The organism is Novosphingobium sp. TK71 (assembly GCF_055361505.1).
The window spans coordinates 2,134,264-2,146,724 of record NZ_CM143962.1 but is presented as its reverse complement, the minus strand read 5'-3'; the positions used below and the strand labels follow the sequence as shown (position 1 = coordinate 2,146,724).

Below are 12,461 nucleotides of genomic sequence, written 5' to 3'. Positions count from 1 at the left end.
CAGGGGTTTGAACCATGGCCGAGAACGATCACAGGAAGCTCGGCCGCAAGGAATACGAAAAGCTGCTGGAGCCGATGCAGGAGGAGCTTGTGGGGATGGCCCGCTGGGCTTCCTCCACCGGCGCCCGCATCGTGGTCCTGTTCGAGGGGCGCGATACGGCGGGCAAGGGCGGGGCGATCAAGGCCGTAGGCGGCCAGCTCAATCCGCGCCAGTGCCGCACCGTCGCCCTCACCGCACCGGGCGAGCGGGAGCAGGGCCAGTGGTACTTCCAGCGCTATGCCGAACATTTGCCGACGCGGGGCGAAATCGTCCTCTTCGACCGCAGCTGGTACAACCGTGCCGGCGTGGAGAAAGTCATGGGTTTCGCCACCGGCTCGGAAGTGAAGCGCTTTCTCCAGCAGGCCCCCGTGTTTGAGCGCATGCTCGTCGATGACGGTATCCTGCTGTTCAAGTACTGGCTCTCCTGCGATCAGGAGAAGCAGGAGGAGCGCCTTCACGAACGGCTCGACGATCCGCTCAAGCGCTGGAAGCTGTCGCCGATCGACGTGGCGGCGCGTGAGAAGTACGAAGAATATACCAAGGCGCGCGAGGTCATGCTCAAGGCCACGCACAAGAAGCACGCGCCGTGGACGGTGGTGGACTTCAACGACCAGCGAATCGGTCGACTCACGCTGGTGCGCGATCTGCTGGACCGGCTGCCCGATACCAAGGTCGAGCCGCAGACGATCAAAATGCCGAAACTGAATCACTCGCCCTACAATGAGAAATTCGGCGTTCTGAAGCCGATCACGCCTTTCGACACGGAGTAAGTCGGGCCTCTTCCGCTTGACTTTGGGCTGTCACTATCGCATGGGCCGCAACCTTGAGGGGCGGCGCTCGATTGCCGCCCTGAAATTTTTCAACGGAACATGCCGGCCGGCCAGGGCGGCTGAAACGAGAGATACAGGAAACCGCCATGGCGAAGCCCGCAACCGTCAAGATCCGTCTTGTCTCGACCGCCGACACCGGCTTCTTCTACGTCACGAAGAAGAACCCGCGCAACACGACCGAGAAGATGAACTTCCGCAAGTACGATCCCGTCGTGCGCAAGCACGTCGAGTTCAAGGAAGCCAAGATCAAGTAAGGTTTTTCGGAACCTTACAATTCAGGGGCGGTTCAAGCCTGCAAACCCAATGGGAGCATCATGAACCGCACCTTCAAGATCTTTCGCTCTTGCGTAGGCGCGGCCAGTTTGGCCGCGCTTTCCGTTCCTGCCCTCCTTCCGGCGACGCCCGCACTGGCCGCGCCATCCGATGATTCGGCGCAGTTGAGCCAGGCCGTCGAGGCGCTGCGCGCGATCTCGACGATGAAGGCCGATTTCGTCCAGACTGACCGTAACGGCCAGAGCCTGACCGGCCAGTTGACGCTGATGCGTCCCGGCAAGATCCGCTTCCAGTACGAGAAGAGCGCCCAGTTGCTGATCGTCAGCGACGGCAAGGCGCTGACCATGATCGACTACTCGGTGAAGCAGGTACAGCGCTGGCCGATCAGCAATACTCCGCTGGGACCGATCATCGACCCCCGGCGCGACATGACGAAATACGGCACGGTCAGGCAGACCGGCAATCCCAATGTCGTCAGCATCGAGGTCCGCGATCGTTCGCACCCGGAATACGGCGTCATCACCCTGATCTTCACCCGCAAGGCTTCGGCGCCGGGTGGGTTGGAGCTGAGCTACTGGGTCGCGCTCGATTCGCAGAACAAGCGCACCACGATCTCGCTTTCGAACCAGCGCTATGGCGTGCCGGTTGGCGATGCGGACTTCCGCTGGAACGACCCGCGTCCCCGCAACCGTCGATAGAGTGCAACGCTTTGTCGCGAGCTGAGTGCTCCGTGCGACGGAATGCGACACTTTTCTGAATTCCGTTCACTTGGCAGCAAGCCAACAGCGCCTAGATTGAAATGGTCAGAGCGGTTCGAGGCGGGTTTCCCCCCTGTTGCCCACGCCTCCCACAGGGCCCTCTGATTTAGCGTGACGAACGCTTACATGAACCCTCGGTCCTCTGCCCCCGGACCGAGGGTTTTTGTTTTTCTGGCTGCTTTTTCCGCCCAGCGGGGCTGCGAACGCTACCGCTCTGCGCTTCCGGTGCTCACGGCCATCAAGGCCGCTCCGCTCCGGTTCTCAATCGGCAGCATTCTCGCTCCCGCCGGACGAAAAAATCGGCCAGAAAAACGCGCTCGTGATTTGGGTCATATGTTGCCCGCGAAGGCAGGGGGCCCGCTTTCTTGCGGCGTGGCTCTGGAAATTCGCCAAGGGCATGCCTAAAGCCTGCGGCATGAAGATCGCCACCTGGAACATCAATTCTGTCCGCCTTCGCATCGACCAGGTCGAGCGTTTCCTGACCGAGCAGTCGCCCGACGTTCTTTGCCTTCAGGAGATCAAGGTCGCCGAGCCGCTTTTCCCGCACGAGATGTTCGAGCGACTCGGCTACACGCACCGGGCGATCCACGGGCAGAAGGGCTACCATGGTGTCGCCACCGTCAGCCGCGTGCCTTTCACCGAGTTCAGCCGGCATGACTGGCAGGACAATGGCGAAGCCCGCCATGTCGGCGTGGAGCTTCAGGGCGCCGGGCAGGGGATGATCCTCGAAAACGTCTACATCCCCGCAGGCGGCGACGTGGCCGACCGTGAGGTGAATTTGAAGTTCGGTCAGAAGCTGGACTTCCTTGAACGGATGACGCGCTGGGCCGACAAGGTCGACCGGCCGACCCTGATCGTCGGCGACTTCAACATCGCCCCGCTGGAATCGGACGTCTACAATCACAAGGCGCTGCTCAAGGTCGTCAGTCACACGCCGGTCGAGGTTGAGACGCTGACCCGCTTCAAGGATGCGCACGGCTGGGTCGATCTCGGCCGGGAGTTCATTCCCGCGCCCGAACGCAACTATTCCTGGTGGTCCTACCGCAGCTATTGGCGCCAGAAGGACCAGGGGCGCCGGCTCGACCACATGTGGGCCTCTCCCGATCTCGCGAAGCAGGCGCGTGCACACAGCTTCGTGGAGGAAACCCGCCGCTGGGAGCAGCCCAGCGATCACATCCCGCTTATTACGGAGTTCGCGCTCTGAGCGCGGCGCAACCTTCGGCCGGGGCTCGCCGTGTCGCACTGGCGCTCGATGCGCTGCGTCACGGCTGGGCGATTCGAATCGGTGACGGCCAAGGCGGGGGCGCCATCCTGTTGCCGGCCGAAACCGGCTTCGCGCCGGGGGTAACCGCGCCGCGGATGCTGATCTCGGCCGCCCGCGCGGTGACGCTCAAGCTGGCCAACCAGCGCGAGGCCGCCGTGCCCGAGGCACCGGTGCTGATTCGTGCTGCCGAGCCTTTCGATCTGGAAACCGCCCGCGCGGTGGCCGATCCCGCGCTGGACCTCGCCCATCCGATGAAGGGGCCGTTCGCGGCCGAGCACATCGGCGACATGGACATGGCCCGCGCCGCAATGGAGCTGGCACGCCTTGCGGGCATCCTGCCCGCATTCCTGATCGCACCCGAACTGGGCGGTGAGGTGCAGCCCGTTTCGCCGGCCGATCTGGCCGAATGGAAGGATACCGACCGGCTTGCGATCGCTTCGCGTGCGCGCCTGCCGGTTGCCGCGTGCGAGGAGGCCGAGATCGTTGCCTTCCGCGCGCTCGATGATCTTCGCGAGCATGTGGCCCTTGTGATCGGCACGCAGGACGGCGATCGCGCCCCACTGGTGCGGCTTCATTCGGAATGCCTGACCGGCGATATCCTGGGCAGCCTCAAGTGCGATTGCGGGCCTCAGCTCGATGCCGCCCTGCGCGCCATGGCCGATGAGGCGAAGAACGGCGGCTGGGGCGTGCTGCTCTATTTGCGTCAGGAAGGGCGCGGGATCGGCCTCGTCAACAAACTGCGGGCCTATCGTCTGCAGGATCTCGGTTATGACACCGTAGATGCCAACAACCGGCTGGGCCTGCCGACCGAGGCGCGCGATTTTCCCGTGGCGGCGCGGATGCTGGACCTGCTCGGCGTATCGTCGATCCGGCTGATGACCAACAACCCCGCCAAGGTCTCCGCGCTAGAGGGTGTCGGCGTGGACGTGGTCGAGCGGGTTCCGCATCAATTGCCGGCCAACCCGCACAATGCGCGCTACCTGGAAACCAAGCGCGATCGCACGGGGCATATCCTCTGATTCGTCCGCCCGGGTGCGATCCGGGCGAACATACCGTCAATGCGGCGGTGCATCCGAAAAAAGGCCGGGGCGCGAACGAGGGGTGAGGGGGATGCCGCGCCCCGGCACCGTCGTCAGGGGATCATGAGTACGATCGATCCGACCACGGCTGCGACCGCGCCTATGAACAGGGCTGCCTTGCCGATGTCGCTCGGCTTGAAGCGGTCCTGATGCTGGGCGCGGTAGTCCTGGTATTGCTGTGAGATTTGCGGCGTTCCGGCGAGAATGCCGAGGTCCAGAGAACTGGCCCTGCGCTTGAACCAGATGTCGATTTCCTGAAGTTCCGCTTCGGTCAGCGCCGGATAGCGGGATAGCAGCGCGGAGATGCGCTCTCGATCTTCAACGCGCGCGGCGTCGCTGATTTCTGGTGACATGGTATGACCCTTGATCTGCATTCGTGTGCGGCGCGCGTCTGGGCGCGCCGGGCGAGGAGCGGATCAGGCCAGCGGCGGTGCGGTGCTGTCGGGAACCCGTGCGGGGTGGTGGCGCGGCGGGGGGCCGCGCACATCGGGTTGCAGGTGCCTGGGCGATGCCGGAACCAGCGTTGTCAGCCGGACGACGGCAATCTCGCGGATGGCTCTTGGCGGCGCGGGCGGCATCGGGACCGCCTGTACATGGCCTGCTTCGACACGGCGGCCGGAAGTCAGCGCAAGATCAAGCGTGGCCGCGCTGAACGCCGATCCTTGCGTGCGTTCCAGGGGTGCGCGAATCGGATCGCCGGCCTGAAGGCCGATCGCGGCCAGCAGGAGAAGCGCCCAGAAGTGAAAGCGCGGGAACGAGGCGAAGCCCAGGGGCATGTGATTTAGCTAGGGGTTCGCGGCGCGCGTGACAAGCCGGCGGCACGGCATCCATCGGCCCGGGCGATGCAGGGGCTCAGCGTTTCTCGTAACGGACCAGTCCGGTGCCGAGCGTGTTGGCACCCAGTTTCACCGCATCGCCCGACCAGTCGGCCACGAAGGCGCTCTTGCGGTCGATACCGGGTGCGAAGCGGGCGTTGTTGCCGTCCACGACCAGCCCTTGCGAGGTGTGGTTGCGGTGTTCGGCGGCGACGGCGATGAAGGCGGAGTAGTTCTCCTTGTCGCGCCCCTGGACGAACCAGTTGTCCACGACGCGCCCGGTTGCACCGTCTGCCAGGTCGATCATGTAGTTGGTGGAGCGACCGGCCGCATCGTCGAAGCTGGAATCGAGCACTTCGATGCGGGCGGCGCGGCTTTTGAGGTAATGGCCGCCGGTGCCTGCCTCGAACCGGCTGCGGGTGACGGACAGCGCGCCGTAGTTGCCGACATAGATCGAGTGCGCGCAGCCCGACCCCTCGCAAGTGCCGAGGCGCGAAAAGGTCGACTTGTCGATCGCGATTGAGCCTTGCGGATCGTCGCCGGTCAGCAGGCCCTGTTCGCTGTCGCGGAACCAGGCCTGCGATATCGAGAGGTTGCCGTGTTCGAGGCGCACGCCGGCGCCATTCTTGTCCGAAACGCGAATATTGGCAAAGACCATGCCTTCTATCCGGGCGTTGCGCCCGCGCAGGACCAGTGCGGCCTTGTCCTCGCAGGCGACCCCATCAAGCACCGACTGGCCGGGAGCCTGCGCCTGGTAAGTCACGTCCCCCTTGCCCTGCACCGCGCAGTCGGCAAACCGCATGGAGGCGAAGCGGATGGTTCCGCGCCCTTCGCCGATGGCGTCCACCGCATCCTGAAGGCGCGTGTAGCTGCGGCCGGTTTCGACCACGGTGTACGGCGCGCCTTGCCCGAAAGACAGGGTGGCGGGAAGGGCGGTCAGCAGCAGGGCGCCGGAGGCGAGAGCGAGTCGAACTAGGCGGTTCATGCCCCTGCCTAGCGCGGCGGAAGCGCCTCTGTGTTAACGGCTTTTGCTGCGTCCCGGAACAGGACGGTCAGTCGCGCTTGCCGGAGCGCCACTTCCATCCGCCGCGTGTGCGCTTTGCCGCGATGACGACGAACAGTCCCGTCACGAGCAGGAACAGAGCCAGGGCGGCCATGCGCGCACCTGTGGTGCCGGCACGGTTGAGCAGCGCGACTCCGGCGACCGAGGCCACATAGAGCAGCATTAGCGCCCAGCCTTGCCATGCGATCGGCAGGCCCGCGCCGTAGCCGAAGCGCTTGGGCGCGAACCAGGCGCCGTCTTTCGTCGATTCGTGCATCATGCTTCGTCCTCCTGAAGCGGTGGCCGGCCGCGCCGGGCCGGCTCGCTGGCCTCGACCTTGATCCCGCGCCGGGCTAGCGCTTCGCGCAGCAGCACCTCGACCTGGGCGTTGACCGAACGGAAATCGGCTGCGGCGCAGCGCTCCAGCGCGGTGTGAAGCACCGGGTCAAGCCGCAGCGCGAACGCCTTCTTGCCGGGACTGGCCATTCGCCCGAAAGCCTTACTGGTAGAGCGTGCCGGTATTGACCACCGGCTGCGTGTCACGTTCGCCGCAGAGCACCACCATCAGGTTGGACACCATCGCTGCCCGGCGTTCGTCGTCGAGTTCGACCACGTTCTTTTCCGAGAGCTGTGCCAGCGCCATCTCCACCATCGAGACCGCGCCTTCCACCAGCTTGCGGCGCGCCCCGATCACCGCCTCGGCCTGCTGGCGGCGCAGCATGGCGCCGGCAATCTCGGGGGCGTAAGCCAGGTGGGTGAGGCCGCATTCGTCCACGGTGAGGCCGGCGACGTGCAGGCGCTCGATCAGCTCGGCCCGCAATTCGGCGTTCACTTCGGCATGGCTGCCGCGCAGGGTGATCTCGGCATCCTCGACATCGTCATAGGCATAGCGCGAACCGATCGAGCGGACCGCCGCCTCGATCTGCACGTTCACGAAAGCCTTGTAGTCGTCCACGTCGTAAAGTGCCTGAGCGGTGTCCGCGACGCGCCAGACTACATTGGTGGCGATTTCGATCGGATTGCCGCGCAAGTCGTTCACCTTGAGCTTTTCCGAAACCACGTTGTTGGCGCGAACCGAAATCCGGCGTTTTGCCATCCACGGCCAGACCCAGCGCAGTCCGGCGGCGCGGTCGGTACCACGGTATGAGCCGAACAGAGTGATCGCGGCCGCCATGTTGGGCTGGATCATGTAGAACCCGGAGGCGATCAGAATTGCCACCACAACGAGCGGGACGATCAGGGCGAGGGTTGCGAACACCGTGCCCGCCGCGGGATCGTTGCTGCCCGCGAGCATGGCGATGCTTGCCACCGCCAGCACCAGAAGCGCGACGAGAACCGCCAGCATCAGATATCCGCTTATGCTCGAAGCCACCGATTCCCGGCTGGAATTGATGGGCAAATGCGACTCGGACATCGAAAACGCTCCCTTGAAAGTGATATCACTTTAATATCAAATGTGCACATTCGGTCAAGCGGGGTTGAAAAACAGACGATTCGCCGCTATCTGGGCGTTGCGGGCCGGGCCCCTCTGGCGCGGCGTCGGTCGTGGTTTCATCCACGCGGGCGCCTCGTGATGTCGGACCGCATCGGGTGAAACCGATGCAGGTTCCGGGGGTCTTCCAAGCCCAAAATAGCTCCGGCACAGGAACCTTGCTTCGGGTCATCCGATCGAACCAACTCAAGTTCGATAGGGTTTTGACAATGACCGATCATATGTTCCGACTGCTCGAGCGCCATCAGAAGCTCGATGCCCTGCTGCGTTTCGCGCAGGGCAGGCCCCTCGCCGATCCTCTCGAGATCGCGAAGCTGAAGAGAAGGAAACAGGAGTTCAGGGGCAGGCTGGCACGGTTGCTACTCCCCCCCAGCGCCGTTGCGCACAGCCTGTAACCCTTGCGCCGGCGCGATCCCCCCCCTTTTCGCGCCGGCGCTTCCTTCTTCTCCTGCTTCAGGTGATCGCCGTGGATTTTCTTTTCTATGACTGGCTGGGTACGCCCGCCTGGTTCTGGCTGGCGTTTGCCGGCCTCGTTTTCGTACTGACCGCGTTCGATCTCGGCTTCCTGCATAAGGAAGACCGGGAAATGGGCATTGCCGAATCGCTGCGGCTCTCGGTCTTCTACATTGCCATCGCCTCGGTTTTCGGGGCGTGGGTCTGGTGGGCCAAGGGCCCGGAAGACGGCATTGCCTATTTCACCGGCTACTTCATCGAGAAGGCGCTCTCGATCGACAACGTCTTCGTGATCTCGATGATCTTCGGCTTCTTCGCGATTGCGCCCAAGTACCAGTACCGCGCGCTTCTTTGGGGCATCATGGCGGTGATCGTGCTGCGCGGACTGATGATCGCGGGCGGCGTGGCGCTCGTGTCGCAGGCGCACTGGGTGATGTACATCTTCGCTGCGTTCCTCGTGTTTACCGGCGTGAAGATGCTGTTCGCGAAAGAGCAGGATCCCGATATCGGCAACAACCCCGTGATCCGCTGGATTTCACGCCACATGCGCGTGACCAAGGCGCATCACGCAGAGCACTTCTTCGTGCGCGAGAGGAATGAGGCAGGCAGGCTCGTCTGGGCGGCCACGCCGCTGTTCCTGGCGCTGGTCATCATCAACCTGGCCGACCTGGTGTTCGCAGTGGATTCGGTGCCGGCGATCTTCTCGATCACGACCGACACTTTCATCGTCTATACCTCGAACATCATGGCGATCCTGGGCCTGCGCGCGCTATACTTCGCGCTGGCGGCGATGGTTCACCGTTTCCATTACCTGAAGTATGCCCTCGCACTCGTGCTGGTGTTCATCGGCGCCAAGATTCTCGTTGCGGACTTCGTGATGGGCGGGGCGAAGTTCCCGCCGTTGATCAGCCTGGGCGTCACGCTGGCGCTGATCGCGGGCGGCGTGGGCTGGTCCTTGTGGAAGACGCGCGGGGAGGAGCCCCGGATCGGACACTGACGCGTGGCTATGAACGGATGAGGCGCCCTGCTAGGGCATAGGCCATGGCGCGCCTCATCCTGTTCAACAAGCCCTACGATGTCCTCTCGCAGTTTACGGATGTGCGCTCGCCCACGCCGCGCGCAACGCTGTCGGACTATATCGACGTGCCCGGAGTCTACCCGGCAGGCCGGCTTGACCGTGACAGTGAGGGGTTGCTGCTGCTGACCGACGATGGGCGGCTCCAGTCACGGATCGCCGATCCGAAATTCAAGATCGCCAAGACCTACTTCGCACAAGTGGAGGGAGAGCCCGATGAGCCTGCTCTGGAAGCGCTGCGCAAGGGGGTGATGCTCAACGATGGGCCGACCCGCCCGGCAAGGGCAAAGCGTCTGGACGATCCGCAGCTCTGGCCGCGCAATCCGCCGGTGCGTTTCCGCAAGACGGTGCCGGACTGCTGGATAGAGCTGTCCATCACGGAAGGTCGCAACCGGCAGGTGCGCCGCATGACCGCGGCGATCGGCCATCCCACCCTGCGCCTCGTGCGCCAGCGGGTGGGCGAGTGGGCGCTGGATGGCCTCGCGCCGGGTGAATGGCGCGAGGTTTCTGTCTGACGACCTGAGCGCGCGTGGACGCTCAGCGGGTGCCGAGATCGCCTTTGCCCACCGTGCCGCTGGCCATTTCCAGCATTCGGTCGAGGCTGCGCTTGGCATCGAGACGGAGCTGTTCCTCGATCTCGATGCGCGGCTCCAGGTCGCGCAGGGCGACGTAGAGCTTCTCCATCGTGTTGAGCGCCATGTAAGGGCAGATGTTGCAGTTGCAGTTGCCGTCCGCACCAGGCGCGCCGATGAAGGTCTTGTTCGGGATCGCGAGCTGCATCTGGTGAATGATGTGCGGCTCGGTGGCGACGATCAGCGTGTCGCCGGGAATCGTCTTTGCATACTGAAGGATGCCGCTGGTCGAACCGACGTAATCGGCATGGTCGACGATGTGCGGGGGGCATTCCGGATGCGCGGCGATCGGCGCCGTGGGATGTTGCGCCTTGAGCTTGAGCAGTTCGGTTTCCGAAAATGCCTCATGCACGATGCAGACGCCGGGCCAGAGCAGCATTTCGCGGTCGAACTTGCGGCTGAGGTAGCCGCCGAGGTGGCGGTCCGGGCCGAAGATGATCTTCTGGTCGGCGGGAATCTGCTGGAGGATCGTCTCGGCGCTGGAACTGGTGACGATGATGTCGGACAGTGCCTTCACCTCGGTCGAGCAGTTGATGTAGGTGAGCGCGATGTGATCCGGATGCGCTTCGCGGAAGGCCTTGAACTTCTCCGGCGGGCAGGAATCCTCAAGGCTGCAACCGGCTTCGAGGTCGGGCAGGACCACGATCTTGTTCGGCGAGAGGATCTTGGCGGTTTCAGCCATGAACTTCACGCCGCAGAAGGCGATCACTTCAGCGTCGGTTTCGGCGGCCTTGCGGCTGAGTTCGAGACTGTCGCCCACGAAGTCGGCAATGTCCTGAAGCTCGGGGCGCTGGTAGTAATGCGCGAGGATGACCGCGTTGCGTTCCTTGCGCAGCCGTTCGATTTCGGCGCGCACGTCGATACCGGAAAGGTCGGCGGGCATTACGGTCATGGTATCCCTCTGTCTGGTCGCTCCGGTCACCTGCCGGAATCCGGCTGCCGGGATTTGCGGCCTATCTAGGGATGCTTGCCGTAATGCCCAAGGGAAATATGCGCCTCGCCGGTCAATCGCGGGCGAGGGCTATCCGGCCGACGAAATCGCCCCACCACGGCATGACCGCCAGCAGTTCCACCAGAACGTGCGTGAGGACTGCGCAGATCGCGACGGCCAGCGTTGCCGGATGTGTACGGCCCGTCGTTTCGCGGTCATGGCGCGCGACGATCGCCACGACGCCAAGCTGGATCGCCAGCGAGAGCCATTCGCCCCAGGGCATGATGAAAGGCATCGGCAGTACCCGGCCCAATGCGGGGTCCAGCAGGATCACGGTCGATCCCAGCATGAGTCGCCGGTGCCAGTCCGGTTGGCCGCGCCGGGATACGGCCATCGTCACGAGCAATGCGAACATCGTCACGCTGACGATGCCGAGCGCAAGGAAGTAGGCCGGGCTGAAGAACGGCGGTTGGATGCCGAGCCTGATCGCCGTCACGTTGAGCGTTATGACCAGCACGAAGATCAGCGGCACCATCACCGCGCTGGCCCAGCCGAGTCGGCGGTGGAGGGCTATCCCGCCATGTCCGGCGAGTAGCGATTGGGTCACCAGCAGGCCGAGCCACGCCAGCATCGCCGCGCCGTGCAGGTGCATGACAAGTGGAGCATGACGATAATCGGCCATGCCTCTAAGTGCGAACTGCGCGAAAGCCAGGACGATGAAGGCCGACAGGCCGATCGCCATTTTCTGCCAGAACGACAAGGTGCCAAGGCGCACGCGATGCAAAGTTGCCATGAAGATTTCCCCGCCATCCCAGGAGTGGCGGAGTTTTAATGGATGTTCTCAAGTAAAAATACGGTAATTCCACAGATTACTGTAATTTATCCATCAGAGACCATGCCTCTTCATGGCGCTTTACGAGGTTTCGTCTTTCCAGATCAAGGAGATGCGCCAGCACCGAGCGCCCGGCGGCAGGCCAGAGCCTTTCGTCCACGCCCTTGTACATGAGCGGTACCATCTCGGCGATGGTCTCTCGGCCGGCCTCGATCTGCCTGAGTATCTGCCGTTCGCGCTGGCGGCGATGGCCGATCATGCCGCGCACGAGCTGGCGCGGCTTTTCCACGGCGGGTCCGTGGGCGGGGAAGTAGATCGCGTCCTGCTCCCGCTCGTAGAGCTTCTGGAGGCTGGCGAGATAAGCGGTCATGTCGCCATCCGGAGGGGATACGACGCTGGTGGACCAGCCCATGACGTGATCCCCGGTGAACATGGCCCCGGTTTCGGGCAGTGCGAAGCACAAGTGGTTCGAGGTGTGCCCGGGTGTCGCCACGGCTTCGAGCGTCCAGCCCTCTCCCGAAATCGTTTCGCCGTCCGCCAGAACACGGTCGGGGCGATAGTCGGGGTCGAAGGCGGCGTCGGCGCGGGGGCCGTCGTCATCGAGCGTCAGCGGTGCGCAGCCGACGATCGGGGCGCCGGTGAGTGCTTTCAACGGCACGGTGGCCGGCGAATGGTCGCGGTGCGTATGCGTGCAGCAGATCGCGGCGATCCGCGCCTTGCCCACGGCTTCGAGGATCGCTTCGATATGCTCGGGATCGGCGGGACCGGGATCGATCACCGCTACGTCCGCGCCGTCGCCGACGAGATAGGTCTGGGTGCCGGTATAAGTGAACGGCGAAGGGTTGCGCGCCAGCACGCGGCGCACCAGCGGGGCGATCCGCTCGGATACGGCATAGGGCTTGTCGATGTCTTTCAGCGCGTCCATGTGGCCGATATGGTCATTCGC

The 12,461-nt window shown here is 63.9% G+C and carries 17 protein-coding genes; 8 read left to right on the top strand and 9 right to left on the bottom strand.

All coding sequences use genetic code 11. The features are described from left to right. The first annotated feature begins 14 nt into the window (after positions 1 to 14). From ppk2 to ribA, 5 genes are all read left to right on the top strand, one after another. Positions 15 to 809 carry a polyphosphate kinase 2 gene (gene ppk2 / locus ACXJ16_RS09860; protein WP_054439951.1) on the top strand — a complete coding sequence of 265 codons (795 nt, stop codon included), beginning with the start codon at positions 15 to 17 and terminating at the stop codon, positions 807 to 809. 146 nt (positions 810 to 955) lie between these two features. Further along, entirely contained in the window at positions 956 to 1,123 is a 168-nt protein-coding gene (gene rpmG / locus ACXJ16_RS09855; protein ID WP_039391223.1) for a 50S ribosomal protein L33, read from the top strand. A 60-nt stretch (positions 1,124 to 1,183) separates the two neighbouring features. Then, positions 1,184 to 1,840 carry a LolA family protein gene (locus tag ACXJ16_RS09850; protein WP_324698266.1) on the top strand — a complete coding sequence of 219 codons (657 nt, stop codon included), beginning with the start codon at positions 1,184 to 1,186 and terminating at the stop codon, positions 1,838 to 1,840. Between the two features lie 475 nt (positions 1,841 to 2,315). Then, positions 2,316 to 3,104, top strand: a complete 789-nt coding sequence (gene xth, locus ACXJ16_RS09845) for an exodeoxyribonuclease III (protein WP_054439955.1) — start codon at positions 2,316 to 2,318, stop codon at positions 3,102 to 3,104. Beyond that, entirely contained in the window at positions 3,053 to 4,183 is a 1,131-nt protein-coding gene (gene ribA / locus ACXJ16_RS09840) for a GTP cyclohydrolase II (RefSeq protein WP_082370482.1), read from the top strand. Before xth ends, ribA begins: the two co-directional genes overlap by 52 nt. Before the next feature lie 113 nt (positions 4,184 to 4,296). Here ribA and ACXJ16_RS09835 read toward each other — a convergent pair whose 3' ends face one another. From ACXJ16_RS09835 to ACXJ16_RS09810, 6 genes are all read right to left on the bottom strand, one after another. Then, positions 4,297 to 4,596 (bottom strand): hypothetical protein, encoded by a 300-nt coding sequence (locus ACXJ16_RS09835; RefSeq protein WP_463920579.1) that lies wholly within the window; start codon positions 4,594 to 4,596, stop codon positions 4,297 to 4,299. Between the two features lie 63 nt (positions 4,597 to 4,659). Further along, positions 4,660 to 5,019: a hypothetical protein gene (locus ACXJ16_RS09830; protein WP_054439959.1), complete on the bottom strand. Its 360-nt coding sequence runs from the start codon at positions 5,017 to 5,019 to the stop codon at positions 4,660 to 4,662. A gap of 76 nt (positions 5,020 to 5,095) precedes the next feature. Further along, positions 5,096 to 6,043, bottom strand: coding sequence for a right-handed parallel beta-helix repeat-containing protein (locus ACXJ16_RS09825; RefSeq protein ID WP_324698269.1), 948 nt, complete (start codon positions 6,041 to 6,043; stop codon positions 5,096 to 5,098). A gap of 67 nt (positions 6,044 to 6,110) precedes the next feature. Beyond that, complete coding sequence (locus ACXJ16_RS09820) at positions 6,111 to 6,380, bottom strand: hypothetical protein (protein WP_463920577.1); 270 nt, start codon at positions 6,378 to 6,380, stop codon at positions 6,111 to 6,113. Further along, on the bottom strand, positions 6,377 to 6,586 hold the full coding sequence (locus tag ACXJ16_RS09815; RefSeq protein WP_185997962.1) for a type II toxin-antitoxin system antitoxin: 210 nt from the start codon (positions 6,584 to 6,586) through the stop codon (positions 6,377 to 6,379). The genes ACXJ16_RS09820 and ACXJ16_RS09815 overlap by 4 nt, the downstream gene beginning before the upstream one ends. Positions 6,587 to 6,599: 13 nt before the next feature. Further along, a complete protein-coding gene (locus tag ACXJ16_RS09810; RefSeq protein WP_054439968.1) occupies positions 6,600 to 7,514 on the bottom strand; it encodes an SPFH domain-containing protein in 915 nt (304 codons plus the stop codon). Positions 7,515 to 7,813: 299 nt separating this feature from the next. Here ACXJ16_RS09810 and ACXJ16_RS09805 point away from each other — a divergent pair, with 299 nt between their 5' ends. The 3 genes from ACXJ16_RS09805 (at position 7,814) to ACXJ16_RS09795 (ending at position 9,635) form a co-directional block, all read left to right on the top strand. Next, positions 7,814 to 7,987, top strand: a complete 174-nt coding sequence (locus ACXJ16_RS09805) for a DUF465 domain-containing protein (protein ID WP_463920576.1) — start codon at positions 7,814 to 7,816, stop codon at positions 7,985 to 7,987. A gap of 71 nt (positions 7,988 to 8,058) precedes the next feature. Further along, positions 8,059 to 9,042, top strand: coding sequence for a TerC family protein (locus ACXJ16_RS09800; protein WP_463920574.1), 984 nt, complete (start codon positions 8,059 to 8,061; stop codon positions 9,040 to 9,042). 44 nt (positions 9,043 to 9,086) lie between these two features. Continuing rightward, positions 9,087 to 9,635, top strand: a complete 549-nt coding sequence (locus ACXJ16_RS09795) for a pseudouridine synthase (protein WP_185997959.1) — start codon at positions 9,087 to 9,089, stop codon at positions 9,633 to 9,635. 22 nt (positions 9,636 to 9,657) lie between these two features. Here ACXJ16_RS09795 and nadA read toward each other — a convergent pair whose 3' ends face one another. From nadA to ACXJ16_RS09780, 3 genes are all read right to left on the bottom strand, one after another. Beyond that, on the bottom strand, positions 9,658 to 10,644 hold the full coding sequence (gene nadA / locus ACXJ16_RS09790) for a quinolinate synthase NadA (RefSeq protein ID WP_054439973.1): 987 nt from the start codon (positions 10,642 to 10,644) through the stop codon (positions 9,658 to 9,660). A 112-nt stretch (positions 10,645 to 10,756) separates the two neighbouring features. After that, positions 10,757 to 11,476, bottom strand: a complete 720-nt coding sequence (locus ACXJ16_RS09785) for a hypothetical protein (RefSeq protein ID WP_463920572.1) — start codon at positions 11,474 to 11,476, stop codon at positions 10,757 to 10,759. Between the two features lie 76 nt (positions 11,477 to 11,552). Further along, positions 11,553 to 12,440, bottom strand: a complete 888-nt coding sequence (locus ACXJ16_RS09780; protein ID WP_324698281.1) for an MBL fold metallo-hydrolase — start codon at positions 12,438 to 12,440, stop codon at positions 11,553 to 11,555. Positions 12,441 to 12,461: the final 21 nt, after the last annotated feature.